At 71.3% G+C, this 17,548-nt stretch carries 20 protein-coding genes; 12 read left to right on the top strand and 8 right to left on the bottom strand.

Features of this window, described 5'->3' with window-relative positions; translation table 11 throughout:
- Nucleotides 1-74: 74 nt before the first annotated feature.
- From AUC44_RS11405 to AUC44_RS11370, 8 genes are all read left to right on the top strand, one after another.
- A complete protein-coding gene (locus tag AUC44_RS11405; RefSeq protein ID WP_231724426.1) occupies nt 75-371 on the top strand; it encodes a hypothetical protein in 297 nt (98 codons plus the stop codon).
- An 82-nt stretch (nt 372-453) separates the two neighbouring features.
- On the top strand, nt 454-1,467 hold the full coding sequence (locus AUC44_RS11400) for an FAD:protein FMN transferase (RefSeq protein WP_062158732.1): 1,014 nt from the start codon (nt 454-456) through the stop codon (nt 1,465-1,467).
- 38 nt (nt 1,468-1,505) lie between these two features.
- Nucleotides 1,506-2,063, top strand: a complete 558-nt coding sequence (locus tag AUC44_RS11395; RefSeq protein WP_062158731.1) for a DUF2271 domain-containing protein — start codon at nt 1,506-1,508, stop codon at nt 2,061-2,063.
- A gap of 51 nt (nt 2,064-2,114) precedes the next feature.
- On the top strand, nt 2,115-2,696 hold the full coding sequence (locus tag AUC44_RS11390; protein ID WP_082689043.1) for a PepSY-associated TM helix domain-containing protein: 582 nt from the start codon (nt 2,115-2,117) through the stop codon (nt 2,694-2,696).
- Between the two features lie 122 nt (nt 2,697-2,818).
- A complete protein-coding gene (locus AUC44_RS11385) occupies nt 2,819-3,604 on the top strand; it encodes a nitroreductase family protein (protein ID WP_062158729.1) in 786 nt (261 codons plus the stop codon).
- A 24-nt stretch (nt 3,605-3,628) separates the two neighbouring features.
- Entirely contained in the window at nt 3,629-3,982 is a 354-nt protein-coding gene (locus AUC44_RS11380; RefSeq protein WP_062158728.1) for a hypothetical protein, read from the top strand.
- A gap of 43 nt (nt 3,983-4,025) precedes the next feature.
- Nucleotides 4,026-5,213: a trans-sulfuration enzyme family protein gene (locus AUC44_RS11375; protein ID WP_062158727.1), complete on the top strand. Its 1,188-nt coding sequence runs from the start codon at nt 4,026-4,028 to the stop codon at nt 5,211-5,213.
- Nucleotides 5,214-5,310: 97 nt separating this feature from the next.
- Nucleotides 5,311-6,315, top strand: coding sequence for an NADP-dependent oxidoreductase (locus AUC44_RS11370; RefSeq protein WP_062159814.1), 1,005 nt, complete (start codon nt 5,311-5,313; stop codon nt 6,313-6,315).
- Between the two features lie 156 nt (nt 6,316-6,471).
- On the opposite strand, the gene AUC44_RS11365 is transcribed toward AUC44_RS11370, so the two are convergent.
- The 5 genes from AUC44_RS11365 to AUC44_RS11345 all read right to left on the bottom strand — a co-directional run bounded on the left by AUC44_RS11365 (nt 6,472) and on the right by AUC44_RS11345 (nt 10,631).
- The gene (locus AUC44_RS11365) at nt 6,472-7,281 is read right to left on the bottom strand and encodes a metal ABC transporter permease (RefSeq protein WP_062158726.1); all 810 of its coding nucleotides are present in this window, start codon (nt 7,279-7,281) and stop codon (nt 6,472-6,474) included.
- Nucleotides 7,282-7,357: 76 nt separating this feature from the next.
- Nucleotides 7,358-8,080 (bottom strand): metal ABC transporter ATP-binding protein, encoded by a 723-nt coding sequence (locus tag AUC44_RS11360; protein WP_062158725.1) that lies wholly within the window; start codon nt 8,078-8,080, stop codon nt 7,358-7,360.
- Nucleotides 8,081-8,183: 103 nt separating this feature from the next.
- The gene (locus AUC44_RS11355) at nt 8,184-9,110 is read right to left on the bottom strand and encodes a metal ABC transporter solute-binding protein, Zn/Mn family (RefSeq protein ID WP_062158724.1); all 927 of its coding nucleotides are present in this window, start codon (nt 9,108-9,110) and stop codon (nt 8,184-8,186) included.
- Nucleotides 9,107-9,352, bottom strand: a complete 246-nt coding sequence (gene rpmB / locus AUC44_RS11350; RefSeq protein WP_062158723.1) for a 50S ribosomal protein L28 — start codon at nt 9,350-9,352, stop codon at nt 9,107-9,109. Before rpmB ends, AUC44_RS11355 begins: the two co-directional genes overlap by 4 nt.
- Nucleotides 9,353-9,575: 223 nt before the next feature.
- Nucleotides 9,576-10,631 carry a CobW family GTP-binding protein gene (locus tag AUC44_RS11345; protein ID WP_062158722.1) on the bottom strand — a complete coding sequence of 352 codons (1,056 nt, stop codon included), beginning with the start codon at nt 10,629-10,631 and terminating at the stop codon, nt 9,576-9,578.
- 31 nt (nt 10,632-10,662) lie between these two features.
- Here AUC44_RS11345 and AUC44_RS11340 point away from each other — a divergent pair, with 31 nt between their 5' ends.
- The 3 genes from AUC44_RS11340 to AUC44_RS11330 all read left to right on the top strand — a co-directional run bounded on the left by AUC44_RS11340 (nt 10,663) and on the right by AUC44_RS11330 (nt 12,782).
- A complete protein-coding gene (locus AUC44_RS11340) occupies nt 10,663-11,142 on the top strand; it encodes a hypothetical protein (RefSeq protein ID WP_062158721.1) in 480 nt (159 codons plus the stop codon).
- A 57-nt stretch (nt 11,143-11,199) separates the two neighbouring features.
- A complete protein-coding gene (gene trxB / locus AUC44_RS11335; protein ID WP_062158720.1) occupies nt 11,200-12,174 on the top strand; it encodes a thioredoxin-disulfide reductase in 975 nt (324 codons plus the stop codon).
- 92 nt (nt 12,175-12,266) lie between these two features.
- Nucleotides 12,267-12,782, top strand: a complete 516-nt coding sequence (locus AUC44_RS11330; RefSeq protein ID WP_062158719.1) for an HD domain-containing protein — start codon at nt 12,267-12,269, stop codon at nt 12,780-12,782.
- Between the two features lie 60 nt (nt 12,783-12,842).
- Here AUC44_RS11330 and AUC44_RS11325 read toward each other — a convergent pair whose 3' ends face one another.
- Together AUC44_RS11325 and AUC44_RS16575 are read right to left on the bottom strand one after the other, a co-directional pair.
- Nucleotides 12,843-13,322 carry an FKBP-type peptidyl-prolyl cis-trans isomerase gene (locus AUC44_RS11325; protein WP_062158718.1) on the bottom strand — a complete coding sequence of 160 codons (480 nt, stop codon included), beginning with the start codon at nt 13,320-13,322 and terminating at the stop codon, nt 12,843-12,845.
- Nucleotides 13,323-13,425: 103 nt separating this feature from the next.
- On the bottom strand, nt 13,426-14,604 hold the full coding sequence (locus AUC44_RS16575) for a CAP domain-containing protein (RefSeq protein WP_062158717.1): 1,179 nt from the start codon (nt 14,602-14,604) through the stop codon (nt 13,426-13,428).
- 62 nt (nt 14,605-14,666) lie between these two features.
- On the opposite strand from AUC44_RS16575, the gene AUC44_RS11315 reads away from it, so the two are divergent.
- The gene (locus tag AUC44_RS11315) at nt 14,667-15,857 is read left to right on the top strand and encodes a molybdopterin molybdotransferase MoeA (protein ID WP_062158716.1); all 1,191 of its coding nucleotides are present in this window, start codon (nt 14,667-14,669) and stop codon (nt 15,855-15,857) included.
- Nucleotides 15,858-15,914: 57 nt separating this feature from the next.
- Here AUC44_RS11315 and AUC44_RS11310 read toward each other — a convergent pair whose 3' ends face one another.
- Nucleotides 15,915-17,381 carry a glycoside hydrolase family 13 protein gene (locus AUC44_RS11310; protein ID WP_062158715.1) on the bottom strand — a complete coding sequence of 489 codons (1,467 nt, stop codon included), beginning with the start codon at nt 17,379-17,381 and terminating at the stop codon, nt 15,915-15,917.
- Nucleotides 17,382-17,548: the final 167 nt, after the last annotated feature.

Raw genomic sequence — 17,548 nt, 5'->3', positions numbered from 1 at the left:
CGTGGATCGCCCTGACCCGTCGGCCCGTGCGTGGGGGACAGTCGGGTGGGGTGGCCTGTGCTTGAATGCAGCGCGTGACGACCCCGCCCGACCCCACGCCTGACCAGCCGGGCCGCCGCCCCACCCCGGACGCGCTGACGGCCCTGAGTTTCCTGCTGCTGGCCGTACTGGCCGCGCTGCTGCTCTGGCCGCTCGTGACCGGCGGCGTTGCCCCCAGTCCGTACCTGATCGGCGGGCTGCTGCTGGCGCGCCTGGGCGTGCAGCTCCTGCGTGCCCGCCGTGATCCGCGGCTGCGCCGCCCGGTCAGCTGGGCGCTGGACCTGCTCCTCATCGCGCTGATCTTCAACGTCGCCAGCCGTCAGCCGGCCTGAGCGTCACGCCCCTGGGTGGTCTCTACCTCTTCCTCGTGGCTCTGGTCACATTTTAACGCACCGGTCAGAAAGCCAGCGCAGAATGCGGCACGTGATCTCCAGTGCCCTGCGTGCCGTCCTGCGGCCCCCCCACCGGCTGCACACCACCTACGAGCGCCTGCTGGGCACCGAGGTGGAGGTGCAGGTGGTCGCCCGCACGGCCGCGCAGGCCGAGGCGGCGGAGCAGGCGGCCCTGGCCGAGATCGAGCGGCTGACCCTGATCTTCAACCGCTTCGACCCCGGCAGCGAACTGTGCCGCTGGCAGGCTCGGCCCGGCGCCACCCACGTCGCGCTGAGCCTGGAACTCCAGCATGTCCTGCGGCTCGCGGACCACTGGCGCGCCCTGAGCGGCGGGGCGTTCCACCCGGGCGCGGACGCCCTGGGCCAGCTGTGGCAGCAGGCCGCCGCGACCGGTCAGCGGCCCAGCGAGGCCGCGCTGGCCCGGCAGGTCAGCGCCCTGCGGGCCGCGCCCTGGACGCTGCACGCCGACGGCAGCGCCACCCTGCACGCCAGCGGTCCCCTGGGACTGAACGCCCTGGCCAAGGGGTACATCGTGGACCGGGCGGTACTGGCCGCCACGCGCGGCGCGGGGGTCCGGAGCGTCCTGATCAACGCCGGGGGCGACCTGCGCGTGACCGGACCGGCCCGCGTGAACGTGCTGATCGCCGATCCCTTCACGGCCCGGGACGACGCCCCGCCCGCCGCGCGGGTGCAGGTGCGCGGCGGCGCCCTGGCCACCAGCGGGCAGGCCCACCGGGGAGTCCGGATCGGCGCGGTCCACTACTCGCACGTCCTTGATCCCCGCTCTGGGCAGCCGGTGCAGGACGTGCCGGGCGTGACCGTCACCGCCCCCGAGTGCGTGACCGCCGACGCCCTCGCGACGGTCCTGAGTGTTCTGGACGTCCGCGCGGGTCTGCAACTGCTCGCGGGCCTGCCCGAGTGCGAGGCGCTGATCATCACGGCCGACGGCCAGCGGCACGCCTCGCCCGGCTGGCGCGGCGCGGCCCTCGCGGCCGGGCCGGGACGCGGCGCGCGGCCCCTGTTAACCGCCCGCTAACGGGGCGGCGCCACCCTGCCCGCAGGAGGATCCACCCCATGACCCACACGCGCCGCCGCTTTCTGAACCGCCTCGGCCTGACCGCCGCCGCCCTGACCGTCGCCCGCTTCACCCCCGCCCAGGCTGCCGCCGCCGCCACCGCCAAGAAGTGGCCTGCCGGCATGAGCCTGGACGTGGCCTTCACAGTCGCCACGAAAGCCACCGGGCGCGTGAAACGCCCCTACGTGGCCGTGTGGATCGAGGACGAATCCGGGAACACCGTCCGGAACCTGACCGTGTGGGTGCAGCAGTCGCGCATGAACCCCCGCTGGCTGTCCGAACTGCGCCGCTGGTACCGGGGCAACGCCGACCTTCTGACGACCGTCAGCAGCGCCACCCGCAACCCGGGCACGTACGCGGTCGCGTGGGACGGCAAGACCGATAAGGGCGCCCTGGCCGCGCAGGGCACGTACTACGTGTGCGTGGAAGCGGCCCGCGAGCACGGCCCGTACTCGCTGGTGCGCGAGAAGATCACGGTGGGCACGGCAGCCTTCAAGAAGACCCTGAGCGCCGACAACGACATCGAGGCGGCCAGTGTCGCTTTCGGCAAAGCCTGAGCCGGGCGGGGCCGGGGCAGTGGCTGCCCGGCCCGCCCCCGACCGCGCACGCTGAAGGCCCGCACGAACCTCTGGCTGCGCTGGGCGCACACGTACACCAGCATGATCAGCCTGCTCGTCGTGCTGTTCTTCAGCCTGACCGGCATCACCCTGAACCACCCGGACTGGGTGTTCGGCACGAAGGACGTCACGCGCACCGTGTCGGGCACCCTCCCGGGCGGGTGGATCAAGAACGGCCAGCCGGACTGGCTGACCGTCGCGGAGGAACTGCGCGCCCAGCAGGGCCTGAGGGGCCGCGCCAGCGCCCCCCGCGCGGACGACCAGCAGGCCGACATCTCCTTCCTGGCGCCCGGCTACAGCGCCGACACCGTCATCGACGTGAAGACCGGCACGTACGAGACCACCATCCTGGAACAGGGCGCCGTGGCGGTCATGAACGACCTGCACAAGGGCCGCGACGCCAGCCCCGCCTGGAAGTGGGTCATCGACCTGAGCGGCGCGTTCCTGACCGTGATCTCGCTGACCGGGCTGGGCATCCTGCTGTACCTCAAGAAGACCCGCGTGCAGGCCCTGAGCGTCATGGGCATCGGGGCCGTCCTGACCGTGCTGCTCGCGTGGCAGGCCAGCCGCTAGCCACAGCCGCTCACCACGGCCGCACCCCCGGCGACCACCCTCTGCCGCCCCGCGCGGGGAGGGTGGCGTTCTGTCGCGCCTCCCGCACTTCCGGGCCGGTCGGGGCAGGTATGCTGCGCCGCATGACCGATGAACGCCACCGCCGCCCCGAGGACGTCCGCGCCTTCTACGACGCGCACCGCACCGTCCGCCAGTACGAGACCCATGAGGACGGCACGCCCCTGCCGATGCCGGACGAGCACCTGGACGTCATCCTGCACGCCGCACAGCGCGCCCCGACCGACGCGACCGCGCAGCTGTACTCCCTGATCCGCATCACCCGCCCCGACCTGCGCGCCCGCGTGGCGGACCTCACCACGAACGCGCATATCGCCACCGCCAGCGAGGCCTTCGTCGTGTGCGCCGACGTGCGCCGCGTCCAGCGGGTGCTGGAGGTCGCCGGGCAGGAGACAGGTACGTGGCCCGCGATCGCCGTGCACTTCGGCATCGGGGACGCCGTCATGGCCGGGACGAACCTCCTGACCGCCGCCGAGATGCTCGGCTACCAGGGCTGCTGGATCGGCGGGGTGCTGAACGGCCTGGAGGGCATCATCGACGAGCTGAACCTCCCGCAGGGCGTCCTGCCCTTCGCGGCGCTCACCATCGGCCGCCCCGCCGAGCACGCCCCGTACCGCCCCCGCGTGCCCCGGCCCCTCGTCATCCACACCGACACGTACCACGACGGCACCGACGACGAGATCCGCCACGCCACCGAGGTCATGAATCCCATCGCGGCGCGCAATGGCCAGCCCGGCGACTGGGCGCGCCTGCTGACCGCGTACTTCGGGCAGGGCGGCGGCATGGAGAAACGCGAACCCGGCCTCGTCGCGGCCCTCAAGCGCCAGGGCCTCTGGGCCGGGAACGAGTAAGGGTCGCGTCACGTACCGGTGGGCATGCTGCGACCTCCTGCGTCCACCCTCCAGCCACAGTCCGGCGCCCAGGCCCTGCGCACCCTCGCGGGCCAGGGCGCCGGACTGGGCGTCCTGGCCTCCCTGATCGGCCTGAGCCTGGGCGGCTGGGTGCCCGCGCACGGCGCGGCGTGGGTGGACCGTACGGGCATCCTATTGGTGGTGCTGGCAGGTCTGATCACCTGGGGCGCGTACCAGTCCGCTGAGGTGGACGCGGCCACAGGTGCCGGTCTGGGACGCGGGGGGCGCGGCGCGGGGTTGCCCTGGCCGTTGATCCTGCGGCTCGGGACAGCGGGGGCGACCTGCTTCGTTCTGGAAGCCGCGCTGCGGCTGGTCTGAAGGTCTGCCCGCCCGCGCGGGCTCACCTTCGTAGAATGCGCGGGTGAGCGACCCCAAGCCCGCCCCCACCTACGACCTGACCACCCTGGCCGCCCGCGCGGGCGAGGAGGCGCGCCCCAACCGCGCGCCCGCACTGGTCGAGCCGATCTACCAGAGCACCGTGTACGCCTTCGCGGACCTGGACGACCTGGACCGGGCCATGAGCGGCGCGGAACCCGCCGCGTTCTACTACCGCAACGGCACCCCGAACGCCGCGACGCTGGAACGCGCCCTGGCGACCCTGGAGGGCACCGAGGCGGCGCTGGTGGCCGGGAGCGGCATGGCGGCGATCAGCGCGGCGCTGCTGGGCGTCCTGAAGGTCGGGGACCACGTCATCACGGACGCGCGCGTGTACGGCGTGACGTACGCGCTGCTGGCCGAAGAATTCCCCCGCCTGGGCATCGAGGTGTCCTTCGTGGACGCCTGCGACCTGAACGAGGTCGAGGCCGCCTTCCGGCCGACGACCCGCGTCGTGCACGTCGAGAGCCTCACCAACCCGCTGCTGACCGTGCCGGACGTGCCCGCCCTGGCCCGCCTCGCCCACGAGCGCGGCGCGCTGCTGAGCGTGGACAACACCTTCGCCAGCCCCGCCATGTTCCGCCCCGCCGAGCACGGCGCCGATCTGGTCACGCACTCGGTCAGCAAGTACCTCAGCGGGCACTCCACGGCATTCGGCGGGGTGCTATGCGCCTCGGCGGAACTCGTCGCGCTGGCACGCACGCGCCTGCTGCGCCTGGGCGGCACCATCAGCGCGTTCGACGCCTGGATGACCATGCAGGGCCTCAAGACGCTGGGCCTGCGCATGCGTGCCCACAGCGGCAACGCGCAGGCCATCGCGGACGTCCTCGTGAACCACCCGCGCGTGAAGGCCGTGTACCACCCGGGCCTCAGCGACCACCCGCAGTTCCACCTCGCCATGGACCTCTTCCCGCAGGGCTTCGGCGGGATGCTCAGCGCCGACATCGAGGACGCCCCGCGCTTCGTGAAGGCCCTCGCCGGGCGGATTCCGCTTGCCCCCTCCCTCGCGGACGTCGTGACCACGCTGTCGTGGCCGTGGGGCACCTCGCACCGCCCCCTGCCCGAAGGCGAACGCCGCCGCCTGGGCATCACCCCGAACCTGCTGCGCCTGAGCATCGGCATCGAGGACATCGGCGACCTGCTGGGCGACTTCGAACGCGCGCTGGACGAGTAAGTCAGGGGCTTGGGGCCGGGTGTCCGGGCGCCCGTGACCGATTCAACGTCACCGCGCTTACCATCCGGCCCTCTCATGAGGGCGCACAGTGGCCGGCATGACGACCTCACGCGAAGTGCAACTCGCCGCCCGTCCCGTCGGCGCTCCCAGGGACAGCGACTTCAACCTCGTGGACCTGACCCTGGCCGCGCCCGCCGCCGGGCAGATCCAGGTCCGCAACCTCTACCTGACGGTCGATCCGTACATGCGCGGCCGCATGAACGACGCCAAGAGCTACGCCGCGCCCTTCGCCATCGGCGAGACCATGACCGGCGGCGCGGTGGGCGTCGTCACGCACAGCGAGGACGCCAGCGTGCCGGTCGGCGCGCACGTCCTGCACGATCAGGGCTGGCGCACCCACGCCAACATCGACGCCAAGCGCGTGAAGGTGCTGCCCGAACTGCCCGGCGTGCCCCTCAGCGCGTACCTGGGCGTGCTGGGCATGCCCGGCCTGACCGCCTACGCCGGCCTGCTGCGCGTGGCGGAATTCAAGGCCGGTGACGTGGTGTTCGTGTCCGGCGCGGCCGGAGCCGTGGGCAGCGCCGTCGGGCAGATCGCCCGCCTGAAGGGTGCCTCGCGCGTGATCGGCAGCGCCGGCAGCGCCGACAAGGTGCGCCACCTGACCGACACCCTGCGCTTCGACGCGGCCTTCAACTACAAAGGCGGCCCGGTCGCTGAACAGCTGAAAGCCGCTGCGCCCGACGGGATCGACGTGTACTTCGACAACGTGGGCGGCGAGCACCTGGAAGCCGCCATCAGCGCCATGCGCCCGCACGGCCGCGCCGCCATCTGCGGCATGATCAGCCAGTACAACGCCACCGAACCCACGCCCGCCCCCCGCAACCTCGTGCAGGTCATCGGCAAGCAGCTCACGCTGCGCGGCTTCCTCGTCGGGCCGCACTACGACCTGTTCGACACCTTCGCGCAGGAAGTCGGTGGCTGGATCGCCAGCGGCGAACTGAAATTCGATGAGACCGTCGTGGACGGCATCGACCAGACGCCCGCCGCGTTCATGGGCCTGTTGCAGGGCCAGAACACCGGCAAGATGATCGTCAAACTCTGAGGGCAGGGCGGGCGGGACCGGACCGCCCTCCCTGCGCTTCGGGGCTGACCGCAGCGGACCCTGGAGAGCCCTGGCACGCGCGCCGGTCAGGGGCACCACAGGAAGCAGGGCAGGAGGGATGCAACCTCCTGCCCTGCTTCCTGCCGGGATGGCCCGCTATTCCCGCCTGCGGAACGCCAGGGCGAGCAGGAAGACGGCGGTGTTCACGAGGACGATGGTCGCGCCGGGGGCGGTGTCCTGGTAGTAGCTGAGGTACAGGCCGGTGACGCCGCCGACCGTGCCCAGCGCGGCGGCGAGGAGCATCATCTTCCTGAGGCTGCGGGCGAGCAGGCGCGCGGCGGCGCTGGACGTGATGAGCAGGCTGACGCTGAGGGTCGTGCCGACGAGCTGCACGGTCAGCACGACGACGAGACCGATGAGGATCAGCAGCAGGCTCTCGAGACGGCGCACCGGGAGGCCGACGGCGCGGGCCTCGGTGGGGTCGAAGGACGCGAGCAGGAGTTCCTTCTGGACGGCGGTGAGGATGCCGCCGACGACGACCGTGACGGCCAGCGCGCCCCACAGGTCGGCGGGCGTGACGCCCAGGGGGTTGCCGATCAGGAAGTTGCTGAGGTCGGTGGTGAAGGTCGGGGCGCGCGACAGCATGACGATGCCCAGCGCGAACATCCCGACGAACACGATGCCGATGGCGCTGTCCTGCTTCAGGCCGCTGCGCCGCCCGATGGCGCCGATGCCCAGCGCGGTGAGGACGGCCGCGATGAGTGCGCCGACGAGGAGGTTGCCTTTCATCAGGAACGCGCCGACGATGCCGGGGAACACGGCGTGGCTCATGGCGTCCCCGATGTAACTGAGGCCGCGCAGCACCACCCACGCGCCGACGAGGGCGCACAGGACGCTGACGAGCACCACGGCGAGCAGCGCGCGGGTGAAGAAGTCGAATTGCAGGGGGTCGGTCAGCAGGTACACGGGAGTCCTCGAAGGTGCGGGAAGGTGGTCAGGCCGGGTGTGTCATCCATCATCTTTCAACCATCACCCATCCACCTCACGCCTCGGCGTGCGTGTGGCCCAGGAAACTGGTGCTGAACGTCGCCTCGATGTTCTGGGTGGTGTACACCTGCTCGGGCGTGCCGTCCGCGACCACGCGGCGGTTGACGAGCACGAGGTGGTCGCACCAGCGCCGCGCCTGTTCGAGGTCGTGCGTGACCATCACGACGGCGCGCCCCTTGTCGGCCTGCCGCCGCAGGAGGGCCATCAGGGTCTCCTGCGTGGCGGCGTCCACGCCGGTCAGGGGTTCGTCCAGCAGCAGCAGGTGGCCCTGGCGGGCCAGCATGCGGGCCAGCAGCACCCGCTGCCGCTGCCCGCCGGACAGCGCGCCGATGTGGCGCCCCCGCAGGTCGAACACGCCGGTCTCCTTCAGGGCGTCCTCCACGATCTGCCTATCTTTCCGGCCCGGCCAGCGCAGCCAGCCCAGGCGACCCGTGCGGCCCATCATGGCGACGTCCCAGACGGTCACGGGGAAGCCCCAGTCGAGCGTCTGCTGCTGCGGCACGTAACTGATGCAGCCGCGCGCAGTGTGGCCCGGGTCGAAGCGCACGGCGCCTTCGGGATCGGGCAGCAGGCCCACCAGGGTCTTCAGGAGGGTGCTCTTGCCCGCGCCGTTCGGGCCGATGATCGCGCTGAACGATCCCGCCTCGAAGCGCACGCTGGCGCGCTCCAGCGCCGTCTGCGGGCCGTATTTGACTGTCAGGTTCTCGACGCCCAGCATCAGACCAGCATACCTCCCCACGCGGTGATGTTGCGAGTGCAGAATCAAAAGTGAAGCGGGTGGAGCCGTGGGGTCCGCCTCCACCCGCCGCCGCCGGTGCCGGTCAGCCCTTCAGGGCCTTGACCATGATGTCCACGTTCGTCCGGAACGCCTTGAGGTACGTCTCGCCGCCGCTGCCTTTGGGGCCCAGGGCGTCGGTGTACAGCGCGGGGGCGATGCGGGCGCCGGTCTCGCGGGCGAGCGTCTGGGCGAGGCGGGCGTTGACGGTGTTCTCCGTGAAGATCACCTTCGCCCCGGCCTTCTTCATGGTCTGGGTCAGCACGGCGAGTTCGCGGGCACTGGGTTCCCGTTCGGTGCTCAGGCCCGGAATGACGGCCCCGATCAGGCGCAGCCCGTACCGTTCGGCAAGGTAGTGGAGGCTGTCGTGGTTCGTCACGAGCACACGCCGCGCGGCGGGGACCGTGGCGAACTGCCCCTTCGCGTAGGCGTCGGCGGCGCTGAGGGCTTTCAGGTAGGCGGCGGCGTTCTTCGCGTACGTGGCCTTCCCGGCCGGGTCGAGGCGGGTCAGGGCCGCCTGGGCGTTCTTCACGTACCCGGCGGCCAGACTGGCGTCCCACCACGCGTGCGGGTCGAGCGCGCCGTGGTCGTCGTGCCCGTCATGCCCGGCCGCCGCGTGGTCCTCGCCTTCCCCGGCGGGGTGCAGCTTCAGGCCCGCCGTGAGTTCCTGCACCGGCACCTTCGGCGCGCTGGCCTTCAGTCGGGGCAGCCAGGGCTCCAGGCCCGCGCCGTTCGCGAAGAGGGTGCGGCTGCGGGCGAGGTCGCGGATCGCGCCGGTGCTGGGCTGGAAGGTGTGGGTGTCCCCGCCGGGCGGCACGATGACGTTCACGCTGACACGGGTGCCGCCCACGGCCTTCACGAAGTCCGCGATGATCGTGGTGGTGGCGCTGACCTGCAGGGGCGCGGCCTGCGCGCTAGGCGCGGCGCACGCGGCGAGCAGCAGCGCGGGCAGGAGGAGGTGGGGGCGCCTCACAGCAGTTCGATGCCCCGGTACGGGCCGCGGCTGAGGGTGCGCAGGGCGCTGGCGCTGAGCCAGACGGTCTTCGTGACGCCGCCCTCGCAGATGGCGCGCTTGTGGAGGTTGGCGCGCTGCACGCGCCGGGTCACGCCGGTGACCTTGCGGCCCACCCCGCCCTGCGCGCGGGCCTTGCCGCGCCGGGTGACGCTGTTCACCACGAGGTTCTTCTTGCCGGTCAGGTAGCATTCACGACTCATATTGATTTCTCCTTATCACAAATGGGGGTGGGGGGAAGGTTCACCGGCGCACGTTCCGCCGGTCCGGTCATACGGATTCCGTTTGTTCCGTTGACAGATCGGAACACCACCGATCTGTCAACTCCACGTCCGGAACCCGTTTCTCTCCTGCTCGCTCTGCTGCGCAGCTCTACGAGTCCGCTCGGATTGAATGGCTTACAAGGCCATTCAATCCGAGTCCTTATCAGGCGCGCAGCGCACGGGTCAGCAGTTGATCCAGCGCGTCCGGGTTGAGGTCGTGCCCGATGAACACCAGCTCGCTGAACGCCTCGTCGGGGCTGAGCCACTCACCGGCCGTTTCCAGCGCCAGCTGGCGCCCGGTGTGGTTCCAGAGGGTCGCCACGCCATTGCCCAGGTTCACCCAGCCCTTGCTCCGGATCACGTTGCGCGGCAGGCCCAGCGTCAGCGCCTCGGTCAGGCGGTCCGGGTCGAAGGGCCGTTCGGTGCGGAAGATGTGGGTGCCCAGGCCGTACGTCTCGGATTCCGGGGTGTGCTCCTTGTCCAGTTCAGCCATCCACGCGTCGAGCTGGCTGGCGTGGTCGAAGTCGAACAGACCGATGTTCAGCAGCTCGGTGGCGGGAAGTCCACCGCGCGTGGCTTCCAGCACGCGGGCGCGGGGGTTGGTGATGCGGATCAGGTCGCGCAGCTGCCGCACGTCGTCCGGGGCGGCCAGGTCGAGTTTGTTCAGCACGACGATGTCCGCGAATTCCAGCTGCTCGGCCAGCAGTTCCCCGAAGCCACGCCCCTCGTCGTCGCCGGGGATGGTGTCCTGGCGGTTCCAGAGTGTGAAGAACTGCGCGCTGTCCACGACGGTGATCATGGCGTCCACGTGCACGCGGCCCAGCAGGTTGGGAATGGGCGCCTGACCGTCTTCCGGTTCGATCTCCAGTTCCTCGGGGGTCAGGCAGAAGCTCTGCGCGATGGGCAGGGGCTCGCCGATGCCGGTGGATTCGATCAGGATGGCGTCCAGGTCGCGCGTTTCCAGCAGGTCGTGCACGGCGTGCAGCAGGTCGCCGCGCAGGGTGCAGCAGATGCAGCCGTTGCTCAGCTCGACCGTCTGCTCGTCGGTCTTCACGACGAGACTGGCGTCGATGTTCACGGCGCCGAACTCGTTGACGATCACGGCGACGCGCTGCCCGCCGGTCTGGGTCAGGAGGTGGTTCAGGAGGGTGGTCTTCCCCGCGCCGAGGAAGCCGCACAGGACGGTGATGGGGACGGAACGGGAAACAGGAGTAGGCATGTACTGATAACGATATTCTATTATCAATAATATGGCAAGGTTCCACATCCGTAGGCGCTGCCCGCTGACCGCCCAGTTTTGGTTCCTGGGCCTCGACGCCCGCCAGGGCGACCTGACCCTGCGCGGCTTCTGCAAGACTCCCACCCCGCACGGCAGCAGCCGCTACACCCTGGACGGCCTCAGCCTGCACTCCGCCGGACTGACCCTGCTGCTGCCCGGCGAGCCGCTGCACTTCAACCGCCGCACCCAGACCTTCACGCGCGGCGGCCGCACCGTACCCGCTACCGAGGGCCGCCTGCACCTGCGCGCCGCCCTTCACACCCACGAAACCTGGATCGCCGCCCGCCACGGCGCCGCCTACCGCGAGGGTCTCGTGGCCCTGCACCGCCCGCCCCGCCCGGTGATGGGTGCGCTGGACCCCTGGCGCGCATTCATCGGCGGCCTGCCGGGCATGCCGGTGTGGGGCGTCACTGTGCCGCTCCAGTCCACCGCTGGGTCCGGCATGCTTTAAAAAATAAACTGTGCGTGGCTGACCATCCCCAATCGTGCCCGGTGGTACGCTTCACCCATGACGGGCAACACCCAGAACTACGACGTGGTCATCGTCGGCGGCGGCCCCGCCGGCCTCACCGCCGCGATCTACACCGGCCGCGCCAGCCTCAGCACCCTGATCCTCGAAAAGGGCCTCCCCGGCGGGCAGATCGCCCAGACCGAGGAAGTCGAGAATTACCCCGGCTTCCCCGAACCCATCAGCGGCATGGAACTCGCCAGCCGCATGCAGCAGCAGGCCGAGAAGTTCGGCGGCGTCATCGAGATGGACGAGGTGCAGAGCATCACCCGCACCGACGACGACCGCGAACACGCCTACCCCTTCACCGTCACCGGCTACGGCGGCACCTACCGCGCCAAGGCCGTCATCCTCGCCACCGGCGCCAACCCCAAACGCCTGTACGTGCCCGGCGAGGAGCACTTCTGGGGCAAGGGCGTCAGCACCTGCGCCACCTGCGACGGCTTCTTCTACCGCGGCAAGAAGGTCGTCGTGGTGGGCGGCGGGGACGCCGCCGTGGAAGAGGGCCTGTTCCTGACCAAGTTCGCCGACGAGGTCATCCTGATCCACCGCCGCGACACCCTGCGCGCCAACAAGGTCGCCCAGGCCCGCGCGTTCGCGAACCCCAAGATGAAATTCATCTGGGACACCGCCGTCGAGGAGATCAAGGGCGAGGACACCGTCACCGGCGTGCGCCTGAAGAACCTCAAGACCGGCGAGGAGACCGACATGAGCACCGACGGCGTGTTCATCTTCATCGGCCACACCCCCAACACCGAATTCGTCAAGGACACCGTCAAGCTGCGCCCCGACGGGTACGTGGACGTCACGGACGAGATCTACACCAGCGTCCCGATGCTGTTCGCTGCCGGGGACGTCAGCGACTACATCTACCGCCAGCTGGGCACCAGCGTTGGCGCTGGCACCCGCGCCGCCATGAGCGCCGAACGCGCCCTGGCCGCCCTGGAACTCGAAACCGAGACCGCCGCCGACTGAGGCCCCCGCCTCACCGGCCATTAAGAACACTTCAGCGCCACAGCGGGACGTCCGGGCAGCACCGGCACGTCCCGCTCGCTTATGCTCAGCGCATGCCGCGCCGTTCCCTCCTCGCCCGACTCCGCCGCAAGGCCAACGGGTACGCAGCCAAGGCCCGCCGCCTGCTGCGCAGCGTGAACGCCGAGGACGCCCACCCCGACGATCCCTGGGCCGAGCACCTGCTCACCCCCGCCGAGCAGGTCGTGTACCGAGCCATGGACCCCCGCGACCGCGAGCACGCCTGCCGCGTCACCCGGCACCTGCTGCGCGACCACCCGCACGCCGACCCCGAACTGGTCGCCGCCGCGCTGCTGCACGACTGCGGCAAGAGCCTGCGCCCCTACTACCTGTGGGAACGCGTGCTGGTCGGCCTGATTCCCAACCGGCTGACACGCCTGCTGCCGCCCGTCGGGGCGGTCGGTATCCGCGCGCACCACCCGGAACTCGGCGCAAGGCTGCTGGCGCATGCCGGGGCGCGGCCCCGCGTGGCCCGGCTGGTCGCCCGGCACCACCACCCGGGCGGGGACCCGGAGGCCATGCTCCTGCATCTCTACGACGATCAGGAGTAGGTGAACCGGAGCAGCGCCGCCCCCCCCATGCCGGGGGGCGGCGCTGCTCCGGTTCAGGGCTTACTCGTGGTCGTGGTCACCGTCGCTGTGCGCGTGCCCGTGCTCGAGTTCCTCGGGCGTCGCGTCACGGACGTTCAGGACCTTCACGTCGAAGTTCAGGACCATGCCGGCCAGGGGCGGGTTGAAGTCCACCTTGACGGTGTCGCCGCTGACGTCCATCACGGTGAAGGGGATGACGCTGCCGGCCTCGTCCTGCGCGTAGTACGTCGCGCCGACCTCGATGTCGTCCTCGAAGTCCTCGCGGGACAGTTCCTCGACGTTCTCGTCGTCCCGCTCGCCGTAGCCGTCCTCGGGCTGCACGGTCACCTGCAGCTCGTCCCCGACGGCCTTGCCTTCCAGGGCGCGCTCCAGTCCGGGAATGATGTTGCTGTGGCCCTGCAGGTACACCAGCGGCTCGCCGGGTTCGCTCTGGTCGATGACCTCGCCGTTCACGGTGAGTTTGTAGTCGAGTTCGACAACCTTGTCCTGGGTGATGTTCATGGGGTCTCCGTTTCGCGGCCCCACCGAGATCAGGTGGGCGCGAGAGGCGTGCTCGCCACTCAGGAGTGTACCCCGGGACCCGCAGGTCGCGGTCTCCTGACGGTCACGGTTGCGTGCGGAACGCCCACGACACCGGCCCGCGCGGCGTCTCGAAGCTGACCTGCACGCCCGCCCCGGCCGGTAGCGGCGCGTCCGGCAGGGCCAGCGCCGCCCCCTGGGCCGCGAGCACGCCCCGGCCCACGCGCGTCTCGGCCTCGTTCGCCCCCGTGAAGGTGGACGCCGTGAGCAGGCACGCGCCTGCCGCCTGTCCGTTCACGCGCAGCGTCACGCCGCTCACCTCGTCCGCCCGGTCCGGCCCGAGCAGCAACGCGACCGGCGCGCCCCGCGCGGCCACCACCGGGCACCCGGCCAGCGCGTCCGGCCACTCGCCCGTCGCGGCCCGCAGGCTGGGTGCCGCCTGGCCCGGGCCCGGGTACCGCACCGGGTAACGCCCCGCTCCTATCAGGCCGCGCCGGACATCCAGCACCACCGCCGACTGGAAGGCCCCGGCAGCGTCATGCGCCACCCCGGACGCCACGCGGGTCAGCCGCGGATCGATCAGCTGCGGCAGGTGAAACGCGCCCCCCACCCAGTACGTCAGCGCCCGCTCGGGCCCGGACTCCGCGCGGCTGGACACGAAGTAATGGCCGGGCGCGCACGCCTCGCCCGCCGCCGACCGGAAGGGACTGGCAGGGTCCTCGCGGTGCTCGGCGCGGTCCGCCCGCACGAGGTACCGCGCGTGCCCCGCGCAGCCCGCCTGCCACGCCGCCTCGGCCGTCACGGTCTGAAGTCCGGCCCGGGCCCGCACCCGGTTCAGGCCCGCCAGCAGGGGAGAGGTCCGGGCACCCGCCGACTCTGGTGGGGCCGACTCTGGTGAGGCCGCCGCTGGTGGAGCGAGCAGCGGTTCCGGCGTGTCCGGCGCCGACTGGGCGGAGGCGGGGGGCGTGCTTTCCTCTGGCGTCTGCTCCTCTGTGGCCGGGGCGGGGGGCACCGTGCCCAGAGGGTCCTGCCGCACCCCGGCGAGGTCCGTGGGGGCGGGCGCCTCCTGAATCTCAGGGGCGGCCGGGACCTCCGGTTCGGACGCCACGGACGGCAGGGCGAGCGGTGCCTCCACGCGTGGCGCGGGTGGCCGGGCCGCGTCCCGACCCGGCCACCACCCGGCCAGCCAGAGGCCGCTCAGGCCCAGCGCGAACAGCGCCGCGCCACCCAGGATCGCCCACAGGGCCCGCCTCCAACGCACCATGATCCCTTCAGGCTAGACGGGCCGGGGCTGCGCCGCGTGCGCCGCGCGCCTATCCTGCCTTCATGACCGCCCCGACCTTCCCCATGCACGTCAGCGTGGACGACGCCCGCACCCACCTGAGCGCCCTGCTGCCCGCCCGGACGGCCGAGACGGTGCCCCTCGCGCAGGCGTACGGCCGCACCCTGGCCGCGGATGTGCCCGCGCTGGTCAGCCACCCCAGCGCCACCGAGAGCGCCCTGGACGGCATCGCCGCCCGCGAGGCCGACACGCTGGGCGCCTCCCCGGACGCCCCGGCGCACCTGCGCGTGATCGGCGAGAGCCGCGCCGGGGCCGCGTTCACCGGCACGGTCGGGGCGGGCGAGTGCGTGCGGATCTACACCGGCGCGCCCCTCCCGGCGGGCGCGGACGCCATCTGCCCGGTCGAACAGCTGCTCGACGACGGGCCGGACGGGGTGCTCCTGCGCCGCGCCGCCAGTCCCGCCGACGTCCGCCACGAGGGCGGCGACTTCCGCGCGGGCGAGGTCGTCCTGCACGCCGGGCAGCTCCTCACGGCCCCCCGGCTGGCGCTGGCGGCGGCCCTCGGGCACGCGCGGCTGAGCGTGCAGCGCCGCCTGCGGGTCGCGCTGCTCTCCACCGGGGACGAGGTCGTCCCGCCCGGCCAGCCCCTGACGGCCGGGCAGGTGTACGACAGTAACAGCGTCGGCCTGCACGCCATGCTGCTGGAAGCCGGGTGCGAGGTCCTCCCGCTGGGTCACGCGCCCGACAGCCCCCAGGCGCTCCAGGCGGCCATCGCCGCGGCGGGCGGCGCGGACGTCCTGCTGACCAGCGGCGGCGTCAGCATGGGCAAGTACGACTTCATGCGGGACCTGCTGGTCGAGCAGGGCCGCGTGAGCTTCTGGAAGGTCCGCATGCGCCCCGGCGGGCCCGCCATCCTGGGCGGCTGGAACGGCCTGCCCGTCTTCGGCCTGCCCGGCAACCCGGTCAGCAGCCTCGTGGTGTTCCACGTGATCGTACGCCCCGCCCTGACCGGGCAGCCCCCCCAGACGCTGCGCCTGCGCGCCGCCACGCCCTTCCGCGCCCTGCCCGACAAGACCGCGTTCTGGCGCGGCGTGATCGACGGCGGGCAGGTCCGCGACTACGGCCAGCAGGGCAGCGGCATCCTGCGGTCCCTGAGTGACGCGGGCGCCCTGGTGATCGTGCCCGAAGGGCAGGCCGTGCAGTCCGGCGACGACGTGGACGTGATCCTGCTGTAAGTAGGGAGTGGGGAGTGGAGGTCGTGCTCACTCCACTCCCCACTTCCTACTGCCCACTCACCCCAGGGGGACCAGCACCAGCGCGCCGCGTGCGGGTACGCTCAGGGGCGTGTCGCCGGTCAGGTGGACGGTGCGGCCCGTGAGCACGTCGCGGTAATCGCCGGGCGTGACCCCCGTGAACGGCAGGTGCGCGTCCTTCAGGCCGGCGTTCAGCCCCACGAACGCCGCGCCGCTCGCGTGACGGCGCGCGTACACGAGCTGCTCGCCCTGCGCGTGCGTCACGTGGAAATCCCCGCGTTGCAGGGCCGGCGTGGCGTGACGCGCCGCCGTCAGCTTGCGGGTCAGGGCCAGCGTCTCCTGATTCCAGCTGCCCTCGTCCCAGGGGAACGCGCGGCGGCAGTCGGGGTCCGGGCCACCGGGCAGGCCCACCTCGTCGCCGTAGTAGATGCAGGGCGTGCCCACGTACGTCATCTGGAACACCGTCGCCAGCCGGAACGCCGAGTGATCCCCCCCCACGGCGGTCAGGAAGCGCGCCGTGTCGTGCGAGTCGAGCAGGTTCAGCTGCACGCGCACCACGTCCGGGTGGTACATGCGCGTCACCTCGGTCATGCGCTGCGCGAACGCCGCGGCGTCCATCGCGTCCACGCGCCCCGTGCCGCTGCGCTCGTTCATGGGGTGATCGAGCGTGTGCGCCCCGAAGAACGCCAGGCAGGGCCGCGTGAAGTGGTAGTTCATGACCGCGTCGAACTGGTCGCCCTGGAGCCAGCGGTGCGCGTCGCCCCAGATCTCCCCGACGATGTACGCGTCCGGGTTGATGGCCTTCACGCGCCGCCGGAACTCCTGCCAGAACGAATCGTCGTCGATCTCGTTCGGGACGTCCAGCCGCCAGCCGTCCACCCCGAAACGGATCCAGTGCTCGGCGACGTCCCACAGAAACGCCCGCACCGCGCGGTTGTCCGTGTTGAATTTGGGCAGCGCGCGGTTGCCCCACCACGCCGCGTAGTTCGCGGGCTGCGCGTCGTCGTACGGGTGCAGCGGCCACGCGTCCACGTGGAACCAGTCGCGGTACGCGCTCGCCTCGCCCTGCTCCAGCAGGTCGTTGAACTGGAAGAACCCCCGGCTGGCGTGGTTGAACACGCCGTCCAGCACCACACGCATGCCGCGCGCGTGCGCCTCGTCGATCAGGTGCCGCAACGCCTCGTTGCCGCCCAGCATCGGGTCCACCTGATAGTAGTCGTGCGTGTGGTAGCGGTGGTTGCTGGCGGACTGGAACACCGGGCAGAAGTAGATGGCGTTCACGCCCAGGCTCTGGATGTAGTCCAGTTTCGCCGCCACGCCCCACAGGTCGCCGCCCATGTAGCGGTTGAAGTGCGGCGTGTCCCCCCACTCCTGCAGGTTCAGGCCCCGCACGCGACCCGAACGGGCGAAGCGGTCGGGGAAGATCTGGTAGAACACCGCGTCCGTCACCCACTGCGGCGTGACAGGACGGGGATCGAGGGTGTGGTCCGGGTGAAGCGCGTTCATGACCGGGCCAGGATAGCCCCATGGCCCTGTCGGAATGCTGACGGCCCCCCCACCCGGCTAGAGCATTTGCCATGAAGATGCCTTCCTTATGGCCGAGCGGAGCGAGTGAATGTTGCCGAGCAGGACGGAGAATGGAGGCATGGGAAGTCTGTTGTTCCGATGCCGTA

Source organism: Deinococcus actinosclerus, assembly GCF_001507665.1.
Lineage (GTDB): Bacteria > Deinococcota > Deinococci > Deinococcales > Deinococcaceae > Deinococcus > Deinococcus actinosclerus.
This window is presented reverse-complemented; position numbering and strand designations above follow the sequence as displayed.

What these genes read in the sequence shown, in the direction of transcription:
- AUC44_RS11345 (WP_062158722.1), bottom strand. Translation starts at nt 10,631, where the DNA reads ATGCCTACTCCTGTTTCCCGTTCCGTCCCCATCACCGTCCTGTGCGGC.
- AUC44_RS11310 (WP_062158715.1), bottom strand. Translation starts at nt 17,381, where the DNA reads ATGAACGCGCTTCACCCGGACCACACCCTCGATCCCCGTCCTGTCACG.
- rpmB (WP_062158723.1), bottom strand. Translation starts at nt 9,352, where the DNA reads ATGAGTCGTGAATGCTACCTGACCGGCAAGAAGAACCTCGTGGTGAAC.
- trxB (WP_062158720.1), top strand. Translation starts at nt 11,200, where the DNA reads ATGACGGGCAACACCCAGAACTACGACGTGGTCATCGTCGGCGGCGGC.
- AUC44_RS11330 (WP_062158719.1), top strand. Translation starts at nt 12,267, where the DNA reads ATGCCGCGCCGTTCCCTCCTCGCCCGACTCCGCCGCAAGGCCAACGGG.
- AUC44_RS11340 (WP_062158721.1), top strand. Translation starts at nt 10,663, where the DNA reads ATGGCAAGGTTCCACATCCGTAGGCGCTGCCCGCTGACCGCCCAGTTT.
- AUC44_RS11370 (WP_062159814.1), top strand. Translation starts at nt 5,311, where the DNA reads ATGACGACCTCACGCGAAGTGCAACTCGCCGCCCGTCCCGTCGGCGCT.
- AUC44_RS11395 (WP_062158731.1), top strand. Translation starts at nt 1,506, where the DNA reads ATGACCCACACGCGCCGCCGCTTTCTGAACCGCCTCGGCCTGACCGCC.
- AUC44_RS11325 (WP_062158718.1), bottom strand. Translation starts at nt 13,322, where the DNA reads ATGAACATCACCCAGGACAAGGTTGTCGAACTCGACTACAAACTCACC.
- AUC44_RS11400 (WP_062158732.1), top strand. Translation starts at nt 454, where the DNA reads ATGCGGCACGTGATCTCCAGTGCCCTGCGTGCCGTCCTGCGGCCCCCC.
- AUC44_RS16575 (WP_062158717.1), bottom strand. Translation starts at nt 14,604, where the DNA reads ATGGTGCGTTGGAGGCGGGCCCTGTGGGCGATCCTGGGTGGCGCGGCG.
- AUC44_RS11380 (WP_062158728.1), top strand. Translation starts at nt 3,629, where the DNA reads ATGCTGCGACCTCCTGCGTCCACCCTCCAGCCACAGTCCGGCGCCCAG.
- AUC44_RS11360 (WP_062158725.1), bottom strand. Translation starts at nt 8,080, where the DNA reads ATGCTGGGCGTCGAGAACCTGACAGTCAAATACGGCCCGCAGACGGCG.
- AUC44_RS11385 (WP_062158729.1), top strand. Translation starts at nt 2,819, where the DNA reads ATGACCGATGAACGCCACCGCCGCCCCGAGGACGTCCGCGCCTTCTAC.
- AUC44_RS11315 (WP_062158716.1), top strand. Translation starts at nt 14,667, where the DNA reads ATGACCGCCCCGACCTTCCCCATGCACGTCAGCGTGGACGACGCCCGC.